The organism is Arthrobacter sp. 01L42 (genome assembly GCF_056400005.1).
In genome coordinates this window covers 114,201-133,766 of record NZ_JBFTSL010000003.1, presented here as the reverse complement: position 1 = coordinate 133,766, position 19,566 = coordinate 114,201, and the positions used below count along the sequence as shown (strand labels likewise).

General features: G+C 65.8%; 20 protein-coding genes. 11 read left to right on the top strand and 9 right to left on the bottom strand.

The genetic code is table 11. The features are described 5' to 3' along the window. Positions 1-147: 147 nt before the first annotated feature. Together srmL and AC1DN2_RS03790 are read right to left on the bottom strand one after the other, a co-directional pair. Positions 148-1,266: a PheS-related mystery ligase SrmL gene (gene srmL / locus AC1DN2_RS03795; protein ID WP_476849272.1), complete on the bottom strand. Its 1,119-nt coding sequence runs from the start codon at positions 1,264-1,266 to the stop codon at positions 148-150. Positions 1,267-1,579: 313 nt separating this feature from the next. Further along, positions 1,580-1,978, bottom strand: a complete 399-nt coding sequence (locus AC1DN2_RS03790) for an NUDIX domain-containing protein (protein WP_476849271.1) — start codon at positions 1,976-1,978, stop codon at positions 1,580-1,582. Positions 1,979-2,191: 213 nt separating this feature from the next. On the opposite strand from AC1DN2_RS03790, the gene AC1DN2_RS03785 reads away from it, so the two are divergent. Beyond that, positions 2,192-3,265, top strand: a complete 1,074-nt coding sequence (locus AC1DN2_RS03785) for a DNA polymerase IV (RefSeq protein WP_476849270.1) — start codon at positions 2,192-2,194, stop codon at positions 3,263-3,265. Between the two features lie 88 nt (positions 3,266-3,353). Next, positions 3,354-3,851, top strand: coding sequence for a GNAT family N-acetyltransferase (locus tag AC1DN2_RS03780; protein WP_230009229.1), 498 nt, complete (start codon positions 3,354-3,356; stop codon positions 3,849-3,851). Between the two features lie 54 nt (positions 3,852-3,905). Here AC1DN2_RS03780 and AC1DN2_RS03775 read toward each other — a convergent pair whose 3' ends face one another. Both AC1DN2_RS03775 and AC1DN2_RS03770 read right to left on the bottom strand, forming a co-directional pair. Continuing rightward, entirely contained in the window at positions 3,906-4,421 is a 516-nt protein-coding gene (locus tag AC1DN2_RS03775; RefSeq protein WP_476849269.1) for a GNAT family N-acetyltransferase, read from the bottom strand. Between the two features lie 46 nt (positions 4,422-4,467). Beyond that, positions 4,468-4,911, bottom strand: a complete 444-nt coding sequence (locus AC1DN2_RS03770; RefSeq protein WP_476849268.1) for a GNAT family N-acetyltransferase — start codon at positions 4,909-4,911, stop codon at positions 4,468-4,470. A gap of 111 nt (positions 4,912-5,022) precedes the next feature. Between AC1DN2_RS03770 and AC1DN2_RS03765 the strand changes: the two genes are divergently transcribed. Continuing rightward, positions 5,023-5,217: a hypothetical protein gene (locus AC1DN2_RS03765; protein WP_476849267.1), complete on the top strand. Its 195-nt coding sequence runs from the start codon at positions 5,023-5,025 to the stop codon at positions 5,215-5,217. Between the two features lie 26 nt (positions 5,218-5,243). Then, on the top strand, positions 5,244-6,290 hold the full coding sequence (locus tag AC1DN2_RS03760) for an NAD-dependent epimerase/dehydratase family protein (RefSeq protein WP_476849266.1): 1,047 nt from the start codon (positions 5,244-5,246) through the stop codon (positions 6,288-6,290). Here AC1DN2_RS03760 and AC1DN2_RS03755 read toward each other — a convergent pair. Next, on the bottom strand, positions 6,285-6,956 hold the full coding sequence (locus AC1DN2_RS03755) for a class I SAM-dependent DNA methyltransferase (RefSeq protein ID WP_476849265.1): 672 nt from the start codon (positions 6,954-6,956) through the stop codon (positions 6,285-6,287). The two genes, AC1DN2_RS03760 and AC1DN2_RS03755, sit on opposite strands and share 6 nt — an antisense overlap. A gap of 168 nt (positions 6,957-7,124) precedes the next feature. Between AC1DN2_RS03755 and AC1DN2_RS03750 the strand changes: the two genes are divergently transcribed. The 6 genes from AC1DN2_RS03750 (at position 7,125) to AC1DN2_RS03725 (ending at position 13,473) form a co-directional block, all read left to right on the top strand. Then, positions 7,125-7,640, top strand: coding sequence for a flavin reductase family protein (locus AC1DN2_RS03750; protein ID WP_476849264.1), 516 nt, complete (start codon positions 7,125-7,127; stop codon positions 7,638-7,640). A gap of 305 nt (positions 7,641-7,945) precedes the next feature. After that, positions 7,946-9,034: a PhoH family protein gene (locus AC1DN2_RS03745; RefSeq protein ID WP_028276708.1), complete on the top strand. Its 1,089-nt coding sequence runs from the start codon at positions 7,946-7,948 to the stop codon at positions 9,032-9,034. Next, positions 9,031-9,504 (top strand): rRNA maturation RNase YbeY, encoded by a 474-nt coding sequence (ybeY, locus tag AC1DN2_RS03740; RefSeq protein WP_028276709.1) that lies wholly within the window; start codon positions 9,031-9,033, stop codon positions 9,502-9,504. The genes AC1DN2_RS03745 and ybeY overlap by 4 nt, the downstream gene beginning before the upstream one ends. Further along, positions 9,501-10,832, top strand: a complete 1,332-nt coding sequence (locus AC1DN2_RS03735) for a hemolysin family protein (RefSeq protein WP_223917363.1) — start codon at positions 9,501-9,503, stop codon at positions 10,830-10,832. Before ybeY ends, AC1DN2_RS03735 begins: the two co-directional genes overlap by 4 nt. Beyond that, on the top strand, positions 10,816-11,775 hold the full coding sequence (gene era / locus AC1DN2_RS03730) for a GTPase Era (RefSeq protein ID WP_476849263.1): 960 nt from the start codon (positions 10,816-10,818) through the stop codon (positions 11,773-11,775). The genes AC1DN2_RS03735 and era overlap by 17 nt, the downstream gene beginning before the upstream one ends. A gap of 132 nt (positions 11,776-11,907) precedes the next feature. After that, positions 11,908-13,473, top strand: coding sequence for an LCP family protein (locus AC1DN2_RS03725; protein WP_476849262.1), 1,566 nt, complete (start codon positions 11,908-11,910; stop codon positions 13,471-13,473). 127 nt (positions 13,474-13,600) lie between these two features. Here AC1DN2_RS03725 and AC1DN2_RS03720 read toward each other — a convergent pair whose 3' ends face one another. The 4 genes from AC1DN2_RS03720 to AC1DN2_RS03705 all read right to left on the bottom strand — a co-directional run bounded on the left by AC1DN2_RS03720 (position 13,601) and on the right by AC1DN2_RS03705 (position 17,477). Continuing rightward, positions 13,601-14,182: a dihydrofolate reductase family protein gene (locus AC1DN2_RS03720; RefSeq protein WP_476849341.1), complete on the bottom strand. Its 582-nt coding sequence runs from the start codon at positions 14,180-14,182 to the stop codon at positions 13,601-13,603. 159 nt (positions 14,183-14,341) lie between these two features. Continuing rightward, the gene (locus tag AC1DN2_RS03715) at positions 14,342-15,109 is read right to left on the bottom strand and encodes a cation diffusion facilitator family transporter (RefSeq protein WP_230008759.1); all 768 of its coding nucleotides are present in this window, start codon (positions 15,107-15,109) and stop codon (positions 14,342-14,344) included. Further along, positions 15,109-15,435, bottom strand: coding sequence for an ArsR/SmtB family transcription factor (locus tag AC1DN2_RS03710; RefSeq protein WP_028276714.1), 327 nt, complete (start codon positions 15,433-15,435; stop codon positions 15,109-15,111). Before AC1DN2_RS03710 ends, AC1DN2_RS03715 begins: the two co-directional genes overlap by 1 nt. Before the next feature lie 89 nt (positions 15,436-15,524). Then, on the bottom strand, positions 15,525-17,477 hold the full coding sequence (locus tag AC1DN2_RS03705; RefSeq protein ID WP_476849261.1) for a M13 family metallopeptidase: 1,953 nt from the start codon (positions 17,475-17,477) through the stop codon (positions 15,525-15,527). A gap of 252 nt (positions 17,478-17,729) precedes the next feature. Here AC1DN2_RS03705 and leuA point away from each other — a divergent pair, with 252 nt between their 5' ends. Continuing rightward, positions 17,730-19,469, top strand: coding sequence for a 2-isopropylmalate synthase (gene leuA / locus AC1DN2_RS03700; RefSeq protein WP_028276716.1), 1,740 nt, complete (start codon positions 17,730-17,732; stop codon positions 19,467-19,469). Positions 19,470-19,566 lie beyond the last annotated feature (97 nt).

Sequence of the window (19,566 nt, the reverse complement as noted above, 5' to 3'; positions counted from 1 at the left end):
CGCCGGAACTGCAACGGGAACGATATGAGGCCGATACAAAGTTGATACCTAATGGCGTCCGCTTGTGGTTCCTGGCACTGACATGGTCCGGCCGCGTCTCCATGCCTGCCGTGCCAGCAGCCCGATGGTGAACTGGCACGGCAGGCACTATCCTGCGATGAGTTCCTTGACGGGCCCCTCGTGCAGGGCCAGGTAGACGTCGTCCCGGATCCGATTCGCCTCCGGGTCTGTCATGGTCCGGGCGAGGGGACGCAGCACCAGGCGTATCAGTGCATTGGCCTGCCCATCGCTGAGGCGGAGTCGTTTCCTCGCCGCTGCGGGGAGGTCAGCGCAGGGCGTCAGGGCCAGGAGTTCGACACTTTCCAGATCGTCGGCCTTTGCGCCCAACGCTGTTCGCACCCGGTCTCCAAGCACTTCGGTATCCAGGTCAGCGGGAATGACGATGGAGATGTCCCGGCGGATGGAGGGCATCTGGGAAACTGGATTCCACCGGGACAGGTCCAGCATCTGCTGGTCCATCTTCTGGTCTGTGGACCGAAGCAGCCTGATGTCGGGGATGCCCTTGCGGAGCATGAGGGCGCGGTCCAATCCCATGCCCAGAGCCAGTCCCGACCACTTGGTGGGATCCAGGCCGGCCCCGGAGAACAGATGCGGCGCGATGAGCCCGCACTCGGCGAGTTCGAGCCACTCCCCGTCCGCGAGGACATCGACCTGCAAGCCTTCTTCGGTGTAGGGGTGATCTGCCGGAACTGCGCGCCAGGGTGCTCCTGGAAGCACCGCCTGCACCAGCGATCCGACCATTTCCTGCAGGTTGCCGGCGTCGAGTTGCCCCCGTGAGCTGACGCGCCATAGGTCGACCTGGTGGGGAGTTCCCACATGGGTGCGGTCGATGCAATCGCGCCGGTAGACCAGACCTGGGACCGCCCAGAGCTCGTCCATGGATTGGTCCGCGTGCAGTGCACGCAGCAGCTGCGGGATGGAAGCCGACGTGTGGCTTCGGAGCATGACCGTCGGGCTTAGATAGCGGGAATACCTTTGATCCCGCGTCACATCTGATTCCTTGAACCCCAAGCGGTCGTAATTGTCGGCCACGCTCACCAGCGGGCTGTGGCGGACGATTCGTTGTGGCACTCTCCATTCGCGGCTGAGCGCGTCGAGGATGCCCTGCAACAGCGGCTGCATTGCATGGGGCCCGCCGTCCGGATCTGAAAGATCGCGGATGGTCAAAGCGTCGTGGAGCTCGGAGGGACTGAGATATGAGGGCATTGCCGGTCCTTGTTTTCGGATTTCGAGTGGTGGGTTGACTTCCCCCGACTCAAACCCGGCGCCAGGACCTAGGCGCGCGCCTCAGAGCCCTCGCGGCCGGGGACCGGCCGGGGGCATATAAATCGACGCGAAAGTTGCATGCGCCGACTATACCCCCGATGCGCACCCGGCACGCGTTTCCTCGAGCCGGACGGTCTGGTTCCATATGCCAAGGTGCTCCGAAGGCCGACACCTATCAGAACCCATCCGCGGGCCGGCCTTTATCAGAATGCGTGTAAGTCTGTCCTCTTCAGGCGCCGCCGTTTCTTAAACTTCAAAGGTGTTGAAGTACTTCGGTGTAATGGGCGTGCGCGAGGTCCAGTCCGAGGGCATCGTTAGGGCTGAACCAGCGTATTTCGGAGTGCTCATCCCTGGCCAAGTTGGCAGGATCGCCGGTCCACATTTCCAGGACCCACCCCGAGAGCGCCAACCCCTCAGGTGAGCCCTCGTTGTCCTGGACCCTAAACGTGGGAGCGTTCGTAGGCGGGACGACGTTGACTGCGATTTCTTCGAGGAGCTCCCTGGCCAGCGCCTCGCCGGCTGATTCGCCGTCCTCGATGTGGCCGCCCGGGAAGTCCCACATACCCGGGTACCATTTCGATGTCGGGACCCGGCGGTACATCAGAACGCCTCGTGGCCCGAAGAGTACGCCGACGGCAATGCGGTGGGTCATCGCATCAGTCGATCACGGGGGCATCCAGCACACAAATTATCCCGTGGGGTCAGGCACGAACCCGCGGACCTCCCGCGCACAGCGGCAAGCGGCGGCGATCTTGGCGGCCCGCTCCAATGCTTCGTCACGGGAGGGCGCGTCGACGACGGCGAGTCCGGCCAGGCTTGGTGGAGGGCCGATGCTTGCAAGGGATGTTTAGGGCACACTGGTGGCGTGAGCGGAATCCCATGGGTGCTGCACGTCGATCTCGACCAGTTCATCGCGGCGGTTGAAGTGCTCCGGCGGCCGGAGCTTGCTGGCAAGCCGATCATTGTCGGCGGTCGGGGCGACCCCACGGAACGCGCCGTGGTGTCGACGGCATCCTACGAAGCGAGGGCATTCGGCGTGGGTTCCGGAATGCCCTTACGCATTGCGGCCCGGAAAGTGCCCGATGCTGTGATCCTGCCCGTCGATCAGGAGGCTTACCTCGCGGCGTCCGAAACGGTCATGGCTACCCTGCGCGCGCAGCCCGGCGCCACAGTGCAGGTGCTGGGGTGGGATGAAGCTTTTGTAGGCACCGAGACAGAGAATCCGGAAGCCTACGCCCGGCAGGTGCAGGCCGCTGTCCTGGAGCGAACGCAGCTTCACTGCAGCGTGGGCATCGGCGACACCCTGGTACGAGCCAAGGTCGCCACCGGTTTCGGCAAGCCGGCCGGCGTCTTCCGTCTCACTGCCGCGAACTGGCTCGACGTCATGGGCAGTCGGCCCACCAAGGAGCTCTGGGGCGTCGGAACCAAGGTGTCGGGCAGGCTGGCCAAACTCGGCATCAACACAGTGGCCGAGCTAGCCGCGTCCGACCCCCGGGACCTGGTCCCGGAGTTCGGCCCCAGGATGGGACCTTGGTACGCGGAGCTCGGACGCGGGGACGGCGCCAGCGTTGTGGACGATACCCCGTGGGTTGCCCGCGGGCATAGCCGGGAGACCACCTTCCAGCGCGACCTGACCGAACCCGCCCAGGTCGACGACGCCGTGAGGGAGCTGACAGCGCGCGTCCTGGAGGATGTTGTGGCCGAAGGTCGGCCCGTGGTTGGGCTGACCCTCAAGGTCCGGTACGCGCCGTTCGTCACCAAGACCCACGCGAGGAAGCTTCCCGAGACATTCGACCGGGACGAAATCCTCGCGGAGGCGTTGGACCTCGCAGCCGGAATCGAAGCAGACCGTCCGATCCGGCTCCTGGGCCTGCGGGCCGAAATGGCAATGCCCGACGATGCCCGAAAGGGACATACGCCGACACGCGGCGGCTGGTGACGGCGTCGCTTCCTCCCCGGTGCGGCGTTCCGCCGGCCGGCTGCAAAATGACCCTGGGAAGCCCTCAAGTCAAAGTTAGGCTGGGACGATGGAATATCAGATCCGCCAGGCCGCGGTCGAGGACGCTGATGCCGTGGTTAGGATGCACACCCTGGCCCATGAGGAATGCTACGGGCACCTTTTGTCCCCGGCGTTCTTCGATGCGCGCCGTGCCAGCATGCCGCTGCGCGTGGAAAAACGCCGGCCGTATCTGGACAGCGCCCAGCCGCGAATCATCGCCATGGACGAGAGCAATGAAATAGTTGGATTTGCCGACGCAGGCACGGGGCGTGACGATGACCTGCCCGGCGAACTTGAGCTTTACTCCATTTACACTCTGAGGCGCACCCATGGCACTGGGCTCGGTGTCGCCCTGTTGAAGGCCGCCCTCGGCGATTTACCCGCCTACCTGTGGGTCCTTGAGGCCAACGTGCGCGCTCAGGCCTTTTACGTCAAGAACGGTTTTCAGCCCGATGGGACGCGTAAGTTGCTTTCACCCGAGTGGGAGGAACTACCTGAAATACGGATGGTCCGCTCCGACATTTAGCCGGGCAGGGGCCACGCTGAACACCGGCGGAGGTCACTCGCCGTTCGTGCGTTATCAGCTGGTGCCGACCGCTGAAAAGACGAGAGAATCACGCCACTGTCCACGAATGAGTTTGTCCGCCCTCCGCGACCCGATCTGGACCATTCCGATCTTTTCCAGCACTTTTGCCGAAGCGGTGTTTTCAGGTCTGCAGGTTGCGGTAATGTCCCGCAGCCTGAGGGTTTCCTGGCCGAACCTGAGGAGGGCGGCTGCGGCCTCAGTGGCATATCCGTGCCCCCAGTGGTCAGCATCAATCACGTACCCCAGCTCGCCCCGGCCACGATCAATGCCGAGTCCGACAGAACCAAAGGGTTCGCCCCTGGGAAAAGTGACAGCAAGAGTGAAGTTCGTCCGGTTCGAACCGCGTTGCGCCGCCGAGCACATTTTAAGGAATTCCAGCGTTTCGCCGGTTGTATTCGGTCCCCAGTCCACGTATTCGGCGATCCTCAAGTCGGAAGCGAATGAATGTACCGCAGCGAAATCATCCAGGGTGTACTCGCGCAGCAGGAGACGATCAGTCTGCAATTCCATGTGTCCATCATGCCGGAGCCGGCGCAGCGGCCTGGCGGGCCGTGGGTCAAAACCTGAGAATGTTCAATTCCGCGGCCGGTTCGAAACCAAGCCGTGCATAAAAGCCGCGTGATGCATCGGAGGGGGAAAGCACCATCCGTACGGCCTTGATGCCTTGCGCGAACTGGATCGATGCCTCCACGAGCCGGCCTCCGATTCCGGCGTTCCGAAACTCCGGGAGCACGTAGGCGTTGCCCAGATAGACCCACCGGGACGATTCCGTTCCGGGTTTGGGCATCCGCTCGAAAATCATCAGGTTGAGCATCCCGACGAGTTCGCCGCCGTAGTCGGCCACAAAGAACTTTCGGGGACTGGCATTCATCCACTCCATGAAGACGGCGTCGAAGGTGGGATCGTCCATGGGCGCGGGGTCCTGTTCCGCCGCCCACGTGGCCCTTAGCGTCGCAAGGCTGGGCACATCGTCTGGGCGCCCTTCGCGAATGATGAACATGGAAGTACCCTACTTTGGCGGGGCGCCCGCCTCCCACTGAAGGTCCGCAGGGCGACCTCGAAGAAGCGGCACGACGCTGAGCCTGACATCGACACAAACCAGGTCGGCCTCATGATCGCGGATCAGTTTCCGGGGTGGGCCGGGCTCCGTCTGAAGCCGGTGTCATCCAGCGGGACGGACAACGTCATGCTCACGCTCGGTGACCGGCTCGTCGTCCGGCTTCCCCGCACGGCCGCCGCGGTTCCCGCGCTCTCCAAGGAGTGGAAATACCCGAGGCTTCTTGGTCCCGGCATCGCCTTCGCCTGACGCACCCGTCCGTTAGAGTCGGACAAATGAAACGGGCTGTGATCCTTGGAGGCACTGGCGTTCTCGGCCGCGCGATTGCGTGGCGGCTGTTCCGTGCCGGCTGGGCCGTGGACGTGACGGGCCGGGACCGGACCAAGATGCCGGCTGACCTGGCTGCCGCCGGTGCCCGATTTATCGCCGCCGAACGTCGTGACGACGCCGCACTGGCCGGGGTGATGGCCGGTGGTGCCGATCTCCTCGTGGACGCGGTGTGCTACACCGAGGCCGACGCCCGGCAACTCCTGCCGCACCTGGCCGCGGTGACCTCTGCCGTCATGCTCTCGAGCAAGGCTGTGTACGTTGACGCCGCCGGCAACCACGTCAATTCCGAGGTAGCGCCCCGCTTTGATGCGCCGATCCTCGAGAACAATCCGACCATGCGGCCGGGAACCGGGGACTACCAATCCCGGGAAGGCTATGGCGCCAACAAGGTGGCTGCAGAGAACACCCTCCTGGGCAGCGGCCATCCCGTGACGGTGATCCGGGCGTCCAAGGTACATGGTGAGGGCGCGGCCCTGCCCCGGGAATGGATGTTCGTCAAACGGGTGCTCGACCGGCGCCGGGCCGTGTTCCTGGCCCATGCTGGGCAGGGCGCGGACCACACGACGGCAGCGGTGAACACGGCGGCCCTCGTGGAACGGGTTGCCGCCGTGCCCGCGGCACGAATCCTCAACAGCGCCGATCCAGATGCGCCGAATGCCCGGCAGATCGCCGCAGCAATTGCCCGCTACCTGGGCCACCACTGGGAAGAGGTGCTTCTGGATGACAGCGCACCCACGGGCCTCGGTGACCATCCGTGGGATTTCCGGCCTCCGCTGGTACTGAGCACCAAGGCCTCCCTTGACCTCGCCTATGAACCTGTTGGGACATACGCTCAGACCATCCCGCATCAGGTGGACTGGCTGGTGAAGGCGGCAGCGGCCGGAGCCATGCCGGGAACCGGCGATCCGTCCCTCAAGCACTATCTCGACTACTCCCGTGAAGAGCAGTTCACCGCTGGTTCGACCCTGCGAACACGCCAACGTCCGCTATGAGGGACTAAGTGTTGAAGACACGAAGGGTTTGTCGACGAGGATGGCGGCCTGTGGATGTTTTTCCTTGGCCCTCGGTGAACGCACCAACTGGGCGCGCATCACAAAGCCTTGTTCGGTGAACCGGAGCGCCACCTCTTCGGGTGCGTGCAGTTCCGCCCGGAGCTGGACGTCGTGTCCGTAGGCACGGTCAATCGTGCGGTGGCCGCTGCCGGCGTGGAAGGCGACGAGCGCCGAACCGCCAGGGCGGAGCGCCCTCCAGAACTCGCGCGCGATCGCCGGCAGCGCCGTCGGGGGAGAGTGGATGATCGAATACCAGGCGAGGACGCCGTCCGCAGCTGCGTCCGCTTGGGGCAGGTCCGTCAGCTCTCCCAACTCGAACGACAGCCCGGGATGCAGTTGTTGCGCGATCCGGACCATTTCGGGCGACAGGTCGACTCCGCTGACGTTCAGCCCCGCCTGGCCGAGATAACTGCTCATTCGTCCGGCACCGCATCCGACGTCGATCACCGTCCGGTCCGCCGTGCCGCGCATGTGGGCGATGAAGTGGTCCATCATGGCCATATCCAGCGGGGCCTCGAAACTGGTATCCGGGATAACCGCTGAATAGGTCTCGGCCACTGTGTCGTACGCGGATCTGACGTCCATCAAATTTTCCTGGTTTGCCATCAACCGAGCCTAACGGCCATGGCCGGGGAACTCCCGGTGCCGAATTCTTACGTCATGCAACGGGTCCGTGACGCGTTGTGTCGTTGCGCGACTGTGCGTTGCGGCCGGGCTTGGGAACCCGCGTCTACGGTGGTTGATTGGGGCTACCAGCGCTCGAAAGGACCCGCCATGACGGAACATTCTGACCCCAGCCCGAAGGCACTCCGCCACATTCTCGGACACTTCGCCACCGGCCTGACGGTGATCACCGCAGCAACCCAGCACGGGCCGGCCGGTTTCACATGCCAGTCCTTCGCCTCCCTGTCCCTGGAGCCGGCCCTGGTCACTTTCAGCCCCGCACGGACATCGAGCACCTGGCCGCTGCTGCGTGCGGCGGGACGGTTTACCGTGAACATCCTGGCCGCAGAGCACCAGCATCTGGCGGGGCAGTTCGCGCGCTCGGGGACGGACAAGTTCGCCGGCGTCGGCCATTCGCCCTCGCCGCTGGGCAACCCCGTCCTGGATAACGCCCTGGCCTGGGTGGATTGCGAACTCCACCAGGAGTACGACGGCGGCGACCACACGATCGTCGTCGGCGCCGTCCGCGCCCTGGGCGCCCGCCCCGACGCTGAGCCCCTGCTCTTCTACAAGGGACGCTACGCCGGCGTCGGGTCCCGCGCCGGCGCGCTGGAGAGCGCGGCCTGACCGTGTCGGAACCGAAGGCGGAACCGAAGCCGGAGCGGGAGCCGAAGCCGGAGCGGGAACCCGGCAAAGCGGAACAGCCGTGCCCGGCAACAGGCGCCCACTGGCTGGAGGGGTGGGTCGTCTTCGGAAACGCCTACCCGTAACAGCCGGCGCCGGCTGCCCTCCGGCGTCGGCCGCGCCGCGCTGGCGTAAGATGGAAGCACCCGTAGACCCTGGCCGCGGGCGGTGCGAACCGCCGTCGGCACGGATCACGGCGACAGACCATATTCATACTGGAGGGGACCAGAGGCCCGCGGGCCAACACCATGACTGAAGCAGCGAACGGCAAGGCCCGGTTCAGCGCCCGAGAACGCACCGCAGGGGAATTTCCCCACTCCCTACCAGGGCTGCGGACGGAGGTGGTCTTGTTCGACGACTCAGAGCAGATGGTCCAGTCGCTGGGCAGCCATGACGAAGCCTTAAGGTTCATCGAAAACCAGTTCCCCGCCGTCGATTTCCACGTCCGGGGCAACGAGCTCGCGATCAGCGGTCCTGCCGCCGACGTGCCGCGCATCATGCGGCTGCTCAACGAGGTGCGCGGGCTGGTGGCCCGAGGCACCGTCATCACCCCGGCCGTGCTGCAGCAGCTCGTCTCCCTGCTGCGCAGCCAGTCGCTGCAGAACCCCGTGGAAGTGCTGACCACCAACATCCTCTCCACCCGCGGGAAGACCATCCGACCCAAGACGCTGAACCAGAAGAACTATGTGGACGCGATCGACGCCAACACCGTGATCTTCGGGATCGGTCCGGCCGGTACCGGCAAGACCTACCTGGCAATGGCCAAGGCCGTCCAGGCCCTGCAGCAGAAGGAAGTCAGCCGCATCATCCTGACCCGTCCTGCTGTCGAGGCGGGGGAGCGGCTCGGCTTCCTGCCGGGCACCCTGAGCGACAAGATCGACCCCTATCTGCGGCCCCTGTACGACGCCCTGCACGACATGATGGACCCCGAATCCATTCCCCGCCTCATGGCCGCCGGCACCATCGAGGTCGCCCCGCTGGCCTACATGCGGGGCCGTACGCTTAACGATGCCTTCATCATCCTCGATGAGGCGCAGAACACCACGCCGGAACAGATGAAGATGTTCCTGACCCGTCTGGGCTTCGGCTCCAAGATGGTGGTCACCGGTGACATCACCCAGGTGGACCTGCCCTTCGGCACCCGCTCGGGGCTCAGGATTGTCGAGGAGATCCTGCAGGGGATCGAGGACGTCAACTTCTCGATCCTGGATGCCTCCGACGTCGTCCGGCACCGCCTGGTGGGGGATATCGTCAACGCCTACAGCATCTGGGACGAAGTCCAAAGGAACCGGGTCAAGCACTCCGTTGCCCGGGAAACGCGGGGAGAACACGCATGAGCATTGAGGTCAACAACGAATCCGGCGTCGTCGTGGACGAGGCCGGGCTCGTGGCGCTGTCGCGTTTCATCTTCGAAAGCCTTTACATCCACCCGCAGGCGGAGCTGTCCATCCTGCTCGTGGACGAACCGGCCATGGAAAAGCTGCACCTCGAACTGATGGACGAGCCAGGCTCCACCGACGTCCTCTCCGTCCCCATGGACGAGCTGACCCCGGGCACGCCGGACAAGCCGACGCCGCAGGGCATGCTCGGCGACATCGCCATCTGCCCCCAGGTGGCCGAGGTCCAGGCCCGCAACGCCGGCCACTCCACCCAGGACGAGATGCTGCTGCTGACCACGCACGGCATCCTGCACCTGCTGGGTTATGACCACGCCGAGCCGGAAGAGAAGGAAGAGATGTTCGGGCTGCAGCGCGAACTCCTGACCGCCTTCACCGGCAAAGCGGCCCCGTCCGAGACGGTTCAGTGACCCCACTGATCCTTGCCGGCATGGCGCTGGTGTTCCTTAGCTTTGCCGCAGTGCTGACCGCTGCCGAGTCCGCGTTCAACTTCCTGCCCCGGCACGACGCCGAGCAGGCGGTCCTGAACAGCAGAGGCACCTCACTCAAACGCATCCTGGCCCAGCCCGTGGGGCACATGCGCGCCCTGCGGTTCTGGCGGGTCTGGTTCGAGATGGCCGCCGCCGTCGCCGTGACCGTGCTCCTTTACAGCATGCTGGACAACGTCTGGCTGGCCGGGCTGGCGGCCACCGGCATCATGGCGCTGCTCGGCTTCGTGATCGTGGGGGTGTCCCCGCGGCAGCTCGGCCGGGTCCACTCCGCCGCCCTGGTCCGGTTCAGCGCCCCGCTCGTCCGGTCCCTCTACGCCGTGCTCGGCCCGATTCCGGGCTGGCTGGTGCGGCTCGGCAGCGTCGTAGCTCCCGGCGCGCCGGCCGACAGCGAGGCGTTCTTCAGCGAGGAAGAATTCCGCGAACTCGTGGACCGGGCCACCGAGTCCGACGTGATCGAGGACAACGAGGCCGAGCTGATCCAGTCGGTCTTCGACTTCGGGGACACCCTGGTCCGCTCCGTTATGGTGCCCAGGACCGACATCCTCACGATCGACTCCGGATCCAGCCTGCACCGGGCGATGTCGCTGTTCCTGCGCTCCGGGTACTCGCGGATTCCGGTCATCGGCGAAAACACGGACCAGATCCTGGGCATTGTGTACCTGAAGGACGTCGCCGCCTCGCTCCACAACCTCGGCCCGCACGAGGAACCGCCGGTGGTGGACGAGGTGGCCCGCGAGGTGCGCTACGTGCCGGACTCGAAGCTCGTCAGCGACCTGCTCCGCGAACTCCAGAAGGAATCCACGCACGTTGCGATCGTCATCGACGAATATGGCGGAACGGCGGGGCTGGTCACGCTCGAGGACCTCATCGAGGAGATCGTCGGCGAAATCGTGGACGAATACGACACCGAAAGCGCCGAGGCCGTGGCACTGGGGGACGGAAGCTACCGGGTCAGCGCCCGCATGAGCATCGATGACCTCGGCGAACTCTTCGACCTCGAGCTCGACGACGACGAAGTAGACACCGTGGGCGGCCTGCTGGCCAAGGCCCTCGGGCGGGTGCCGATTGTCGGCAGCACCGTCCAGGTCCACGGACTGTCCCTCCGCGCCGACAGGCTGGAGGGCCGGCGGAACCGCGTCAGCCACATCATTGCGGCCGCCGTAGCAAAAGAACAAACTGACCTTGAAGACCTTCTCGACGAGGCCGCACCAATCCAACAGGGAGTCTCACGTGAGCAAGCAGAATAAGTCCGACGGCGACGCAGCCTACGGCGGCTACCGCGCCGGTTTCTCGGTGCTGGTCGGACGGCCCAATGCGGGCAAGTCCACCCTCACCAACGCCCTGGTCGGCCAAAAAGTCGCGATCACCTCGGCCAAGCCCCAGACCACGCGCCACACAATCCGTGGCATCGTGCACCGGGACGACGCCCAGTTGATCCTCGTTGACACCCCGGGCCTGCACCGCCCGCGCACGCTGCTGGGGAAGCGGCTGAACGAACTGGTCGCCGATACCCTCGCCGAGGTCGACGCGATCGGCTTCTGCCTGCCGGCCAACGAGAAAATCGGCCCGGGGGACAAGTTCATTGCCGCCCAGCTCGCCGCCATCCCCAACAAGCCCATCATCGCGATCGTGACCAAGGCCGACACCGTCGACCGGCAGGCCCTCACCGAGCAGTTGCTCGCCGTCGCCTCCCTGGGCCGCGAGGTCCTTGGCGAGGACGGCTGGAAGGACATCGTCCCGGTCTCCGCCACGGACGGTTTCCAGGTCGACACCCTTGCCGACGTCCTGATCGGTCACATGCCGGCGTCGCCGCCGCTGTATCCGGACGGTCACCTGACGGACGAGCCGGAAGCGGTGATGATCGCCGAACTCATCCGGGAAGCGGCCCTCGAAGGCGTCCGCGACGAATTGCCGCACTCCCTGGCCGTCGTCGTCGATGAGATCGTTCCGCGGGAAGGCCGGCCCGAGGACCGCCCGTTCCTGGACGTCCGCGTCAACCTGTACGTCGAGCGGCCTTCCCAGAAGGCCATCATCATCGGCAAGGGCGGCGCCCGGCTCCGCGAGGTCGGCACCAACGCGCGCAAGGCGATCGAGGCGCTGCTCGGTGCCCGGATCTACCTTGACCTGCACGTCAAGGTCGCTAAGGACTGGCAGCGCGACCCGAAGCAGCTCGTCAAACTGGGCTTCTGAGACGCGCTGTTCTTAGGCCGCTATTTTGACCGTTGGCCGTTCCCGCCGCTCCCAAGAGAGGGCCATCGGCGTTTTCTCAGATTCGGACTCTAAAATGGGCTGACTCCCCGTTCGTTTAGGAAGGCTCAACAAGTGGTTCGACCCCGTGACAACCGTGCCGACGGATCCGCCCCGCCGGCCCGGTCAACAGCCGCTGCCCGGCACACGGCCGATCCCGCCGTTGGTCCGGGCCGCCACCTCGGCTCCGCCCGCCGGACCCCCACCTGGCTGAAAGTCTTCACGGGGGTGGTGGCCGTGCTCTTGGTCGGCGTGATCGCTTTTGGCGCCTACTGGACCATCCGGCTCCAGGGCAACCTCACCAAGGCCCCACTGAGCGCCGGCAGCATCAAGACCGAGGGTGCCGTGAACGATTCGACGGACCGGATGCAGATCCTGATCCTCGGCTCGGACACGCGCGACGGGAAGAACTCGCAGTACGGCACCAGCGATGACGCGACCGGATATGGGCACTCGGACGTGATGATGCTGATGGACATCTCCGCGGACAACAAGCGGGTCAACGTCGTCAGCTTCCCCCGCGACCTGCTGGTCGACATCCCCAAGTGCAAGGACCCGAAAACCAACAAGGAGTACCCGGCCCAGACCGGCGTCATGATTAACTCGGCGATGTCCGAGGCCGGCATCGGCTGCGCCGTGGACACCGTCAACAAGCTCACTGGCCTGGAGATCGACCACTTCATGATGGCCGACTTCAACGCCGTCAAGGAACTCTCCAACGCCGTGGGCGGCGTGTCAGTGTGTGTCAGCGACGCCGTGTATGACCCCGACTCTAAGCTGCGCCTGCCCAAGGGCACCTCCACTGTCCAGGGCGAGCAGGCATTGTCGTTCGTGCGCACCCGGCACGCCTTCGGCGACGGCGGCGACCTCGGCCGGATCAAGGCCCAGCAGGGCTTCCTGTCCGCGCTGACCCGGAAAATCAAGGACGACGGCACCCTCACCAACCCGGCCCGGATGCTCGGCATCGCGGACGCGATCACCAAGAACCTGACCATCGACGACGGCCTGGCCTCGGTGCCGACGCTGCTGACCGTGGGCAACCGGCTCAAGAACATCGACGTCGGCAAGGTAGCCTTCGTGGCCACGCCGACAGTCCCGGCCGAAACGGACATCAACCGGCTGCAGCTGGCCGAGCCCGCGGCATCCCAGCTGTTCGCCGCCATGCGCAACGACGTGGACCTGACGGATCCGACCGCGAAGCCGAGCGCTTCCCCGAGCGCCAGCGCCACGCCGACGCCCAGCCCCACCGCCCCGGCCTATGACAAGACCCTGCAGCCCGTCACTGTGGCCAACGGCTCGGGTGTTCCGGCCCGGACCCAGGAGATCATGCAGGCCATCAAGGGCGCCGGCTTCACCCAGGTGGGCCAGTGGTCTGCTCCGCCCGTCGCCGCGACGGCGGTCTACTACGGTGCGGATTACGCTGACGTGGCCGGGGACGTCGCGGCCCTGCTCGGTGTGGCGCCGGACCGGGTGCTCCCGGCCGCCGGAGTTGCCGGTGTCCAGGTCTACCTGGGCAGTGACTTCGCGAACGGGACGCCGACCGCCGCCGCCGCTGCCCCGCAGCTGCCCAAGGACATCGTCAACCAGACAGCCGGCGACACCGTTTGCCAGCAGGCCAACCCGGCACTGATCACCCGCTGACCCGGCAGCCAGGAAGGCCCCCGTTCAGATTTTCCTGAACGGGGGCCTTCTTTTTGTCATGGATGTTGGACGGCGGCCTTTGGAAGTTCTTCCACGTCCTGCTGGGTCGTGGCACACGGCGTGGACCTCAACGGCGCACCCGATAGCGCAGGTGAAGCACCCGGTTGCCCTGAATCACCACGTCGGGATCCTCCAGCAGGTGCTGTGCGTGGACCGACCCGAAGTAGCGCTTGCCGGACCCGAACACGACGGGTACGACGTCCATGCGCACCTCGTCGACCAGGCCCGCGGCAAGCATCTGGCCACCGACATCACCAGCGGCGACCTCGACGATGCGGTCACCCGCAAGCTCTTGCGCCTTGGCCATGGCTGCCTCGACGCCGTCGACGAAGTGAAACGGCGCCTCGGGGTCCCAGCCCTCGGGCTGCGGCCGGTGCGTCACGACGACCACGTGATCGATCCCGCTCGGGGGTTTCCCGTCCCAGCCGTCCGTCAGGTCGAAGACGTGGCGGCCGACGAGGGTCGCCCCGATCTGGTCCCAGTACGGCCGGGTGTAGTCGTAGGAGGCCTGGGACACCTTCACCTCGCCGCTCTCGTCCAACGGGACGTCACCGTTGGACAACCAGTCGAACAGCGGTCCGGGCTGGTCATTCTCGTCCGCGATGAAGCCGTCCACCGACACCGAGCTGTACATGACCACCTTGCCCACGGGGCACTCCTCTGCTTTGGGGTGCCCCCACATTAGCGTGCCGCGAGCTGTCGCTCCAGTAAGAAATCAAGCGGCCGGCAGCGGCGACGAGCTCCTTGAACCGCTGTGCCAGATGAGTGCTGCTGACACCGCGGCTTCCGCAACCGGAAGCACTACCGACTACGCATGCTGCTCATCGGCGGCGGACTGTCCCACCCCCACCTCAGGTAGGAAGAGCGCCTTTGGAGGTGCTGAATCGGCACCGCATCCGTCACAGCAGGCCGGCTCCGTGGCCGTCGGAAGGGTGTCTGCCGCCGTGTGGGGGACCGTGCAGCAGATGTCGCCGCGCCAGGCGTTGATGCCCTCCCGGAGGGCGATCGCGGCGATGACCAGCGCAGCGCCGGCGTCGGCCCACCACCAGCCAAGGGTGCTGTTCAGCACCAAACCCGCGAGCAGGACTGCCGACAAATACGTGCAGAGCAGGGTCTGCTTGGAGTCAGCCACCGCCGTGCGTGATCCGAGCTCCCGGCCGGCCCGGCGCTGGAGCCAGGACAGGACCGGCATGATCACCAGGCTCAGTGCGGCAATCACGATGCCCGGGGTCGAGTGCTGTGCCTCGCCGGCGCCGAGAAGTGACCTGATTGCCTCGGCGGAGACAAAGGCCGCCAGCGCGAAGAATGAGACAGCGATAATCCGCAAGGTGAGGTGTTCACGCCGTTCAGGGTCCTTGGTGGAAAACTGCCACGACAGCGCCAGCGCCGACGCGACCTCAATGATGGAATCCAGGCCAAAGCCGAGGAGCGCCGACGAGTCCGCCGTACCCCCGGCCCACAAAGCCACAACGGCCTCGATGAGGTTATAGCTGATGGTGGCCGCCGCGAACAAGCGGATCCGGCGGCTGAGGACGGCGCGGCGGGCCGGGCCCGGCGACAGTTGGAGGGAAGCCATCACAGCGTGCACGTCCCGTCGGGTGCGCAGCAGGCCGGGTCCACCGCCAGCACGACGCCCAGAAGATCTTTCAGGGCATGGCCGAGGCGCTGATCGGCGAGCTCATAGCGGGTCCTTCGCCCCTCCGGCACGGCAACGACCAGCCCGCATCCCCGCAGGCACGTCAGGTGGTTCGACATGCTCTGCCGGGATACCCCGAGGGAATCCGCCAGCTCAGAGGGATAGGACGGCGCAGCCGTGAGGGCAAGCAGGATTTCTGCCCGTGTCGGATCTGACACGGCATAACCGAACCGTGCCAGCACCGGGGCATGCGTAAGAGTCTCCATCAACCGAAAGTACAGCTGTCGATGTATTCACGCAAGCGTGTAAGCAAAGCCCTCCCGGCTGGGTCGGTGCCAGTGGCCGGGCCCCCGGGTCACCAGATGCTGACGCGCTCCTGCGGTGCCATCCACATGCCGTCCTGGTCCGTGACGCCGAATGCCGCATGGAAGGCGTCGAGGTTCTTGGCGATGGCGTTCGTGCGGAACTCATTTGGGGAGTGCGGATCCGTCGCCAGCCGGCGGATGGCCTCTTCGGTCCGGATGACCTGCCGCCACCCCGCGGCCCAGGACGCGAAGAAACGCTGCACCCCGGTCAGGCCATCGAGCACCGGCGGTTCCTGCCCGTCGAGGCTGATCAGGTAGGCCTTGTAGCCGATGGTGAGCCCGCCCAGGTCGCCGATGTTCTCGCCCAAGGTCAGCTTGCCGTTGACCGTGTGGCCGGGGGCTGCCGTGGGGGAAAGGGCATCGAACTGCGCCACGAGCCGGGCGGCCAGAGCCTCGAACGCGGTGCGGTCATCCTCCGTCCACCAGTTGCGCAGCAGGCCGCTGCCGTCGTACTGCGAGCCCTGGTCATCGAAGCCGTGGCCGATTTCATGGCCGATCACGGCACCGATGCCGCCGTAGTTGACGGCGTCATCGGCGTCGGCAGTGAAGAACGGGGGCTGCAGCATGGCCGCAGGGAACACGATCTCGTTCAGGAGCGGATGGTAGTAGGCGTTGACCGTCTGGGGCGTCATCAGCCACTTCTCGCGGTCCACGGGCTTGCCGACCTCGTCGAGGTGGCGGTCGACGTCGGCGCTGTGCGCGCGCTCCACGTTCCCCAGCAGATCGGCGGGGCCGATCTCCACCGCGGAGTAGTCGATCCACTTGTCCGGGAAGCCGATCTTGGCGCGGAAGGAGTCCAGTTTCTTCAGGGCCTCGAGCTTGGTTGCCTCGCCCATCCAGGTCAGCCCGGTGATGGACTCGCGGTACGCCTCGATCAGGTTGGCCACGAGGGTCTGCATGCGCGCCTTGTGCCCCTCCGGGAAGTGTTCGGCCACGTAGATCTGCCCGACCGCCTCACCCAGGGCCGCCTCGACCACCGCGACGCCGCGCTTCCAGCGGTCCTTGATCCGCGGCGTACCGCTCAGGGTGGTGCCATAGAACGCGAAGTTTGCGTCCACGAACCCGGAAGACAGGTACGGGGCGGCCGCGCTGACCACGCGCATGGCGAGCCATTCCTGCCAGGTCGCCAGTGGTTCGGAATCCAGCAGCGAGGCCGCGCCGGAGAAGAAGTCGGGGGTGCTCACCACCAGCTCGGCACGCTTCTCCGGCTCGATGCCGGCCGCGTCGAACCAGTCCGCCAGCAGAGGGAACAGCTCCGCGGCTTCTGCGGCGGACTTCAAGTTGTACGTCTTTTGCGGATTCCGCAATGTCACGTTGTCCCAGTGGTGCGAAGCCAGCGCAGTTTCCAGCGCCACCACGCGTCCGGCTGCCCCCTCAGGGTCGGCAACCTCCGCGAGGCCCAGCATGGCCCCCACGTGTGCACGGTAGGCCTGGACCATCGGGGCGAACTTCGCTTCCCGGTAATAAGACTCATCCGGCAGGCCGAGGCCGCCCTGGCCCGTGTAGAGCAGGACCCGGTCCGGGTTTCCGGCATCCGGGGCGGGGTAGATATAAAAGAGCCCGGACACATCGGCGCGGAACAGCCGTCCGGCCAGCGCCACGAGTTCGGGCACCGACGTCGTCGCGAACACCTGCGCCAACCGCGCCCGGAGCGGGTCCAGGCCCTTGGCCTCGACCGCCGCTTCGTCCATGAAGCTGTTGTACAGGTCCCCGATCTTGCGCTCGATCCCGGTAGCCTCCGCACCGCGTGCGGCGGCCTGCTCGATGATCTCCTTCACCGCGAGCTCCGACGCGTCGCGCAAGGCGGTGAAGGTGCCCTCCAGCGGCCGGTCGTCCGGGATGACCGTAGTGTTGAGCCAGCCGCCATTCACATGCTGGTACAGGTCATCCTGCGGGCGGACGCTGGCGTCGATGGTGGACAGATCGATCCCCGAAAGTGGCACGGATGCTCCTTTGAGAGGCAGTCCGGCCCGGAGCGTTTGCCGGCGCACGGTCTGCATGGTGGACGTTACGGTGGTCTGGCTCCTTCATCTTACGCACCCGTGTTACTGTGAAAAGGTGCGCGCAGAACTGCTCCTTCTTAGCTGCCGCGGCGAGGCCTCAGACGCGATCTAGCGCAAGGCCCACCCTCGCTGCGGAGTTTGTGTTGCCCGGCCACCCTTTCACCAAGAATCACAGAAAAGGCCCCGATTGTAATGCGAAACGCACAGAAGCCCTCAGGAATGCCGGTCCACCGCTACATCCCGTTCCAGGACCAGATCACCGTTGAACTGCCGGACCGCACCTGGCCGGACAAAGTCATCACCAAGGCCCCGCGCTGGTGCGCCGTGGACCTGCGCGACGGCAATCAGGCCCTCATCGATCCCATGAGCCCGGCCCGCAAGCTGAAGATGTTCGACCTGCTGGTCCGGATGGGCTACAAGGAGATCGAGGTCGGGTTCCCCTCGGCATCGCAGACGGACTTCGACTTCGTCCGGCAGCTGATCGAGGGCAACCACATCCCGGACGACGTCACGATCCAGGTGCTGACGCAGGCACGCGAACACCTGATCGAGCGGACCTATGAGTCCCTGGTCGGGGCGAAGCAGGCAATCGTCCACCTCTACAACTCCACGTCCGTCCTGCAGCGCCGCGTGGTCTTCAACCAGGACGAGGACGGCATCCTCGACATCGCCCTGCAGGGTGCTCGGCTGTGCAAGAAGTACGAGGAAACCCTCGCCGATACGCACATCACCTACGAATACTCGCCCGAGTCCTTCACCGGCACCGAGCTGGAGTACGCCATCCGGGTCTGCAACGCGATCGCCGACGTCTTCGAGGCCTCGGCGGACCGTCAGGTCATCATCAACCTGCCTGCCACGGTGGAAATGGCCACCCCCAATGTCTACGCCGACTCCATCGAGTGGATGAGCCGGAATCTGCACCCGCGCGAAGGCATCATCCTGTCCCTGCACCCGCATAACGACCGCGGCACCGGCGTCGCCGCCGCCGAGCTGGGCTACCTGGCCGGGGCAGACCGGATCGAGGGCTGCCTCTTCGGCAACGGCGAGCGGACCGGCAACGTGGACCTGGTGACCCTGGGCCTGAACATGTTCGTCCAGGGCATCGACCCGATGATCGACTTCTCCGACATCGACGAAATCCGCCGCACGGTGGAGTACTGCAACCAGCTGCCGGTGGCCGAGCGGTCCCCGTACGGCGGAGACCTCGTCTTCACGGCGTTCTCCGGCTCGCACCAGGACGCGATCAAGAAGGGCCTGGAGGCCCTCGAAAAGGACGCGGCCGCGGCGGGCAAGGACGTGGCCGACTACACCTGGCAGGTCCCGTACCTGCCGGTGGACCCGAAGGACCTCGGCCGGAGCTACGAGGCGGTCATCCGGGTCAACTCGCAGTCCGGCAAGGGCGGCGTCGCCTACCTGCTCAAGAACGAGCACAGCCTGGACCTGCCGCGCCGCGCCCAGATCGAGTTCTCCGGCGTCATCCAGAAACGGACCGACACGGTCGGCGGAGAAGTCAGCGGACCCCAGCTGTGGCAGGTCTTCCAGGACGAATACCTGCCCTCGGGCTCTGCCGACACGCAGTGGGGCCGCTACGCCCTCGGTTCGATCAGCACGGAGACGGACGAAGACGGCGACATGACGCTGACCGCCGCCCTGAAGATCGACGGGACCCAGGTCCGCCGGACCGGGACCGGGAACGGCCCCATCGCGGCCCTGCTGAGCATCCTGCGCGAGGACGGCGTGGACGTCCGGGTCCTGGACTACAGCGAACACGCACTCTCCGAGGGTGGCAGTGCCCTGGCCGCCGCGTATGTCGAATGCGCCGTGGGGGAGCGCGTGCTCTGGGGCGTGGGGATCGATGCCAACACGAGCACGTCAGCCCTCAAGGCCGTCATCTCGGCCGTGAACCGCGCCATCCGGGACGCCCGCGCCTGATCCGTCGCTGCTTGATTCGTCCCTGCCGGATCCGTCCGCGCCTGATCCGTCCCCGGACGGGCAGGCACTGGCGAACCAATGCATGACTGCGCCGCCG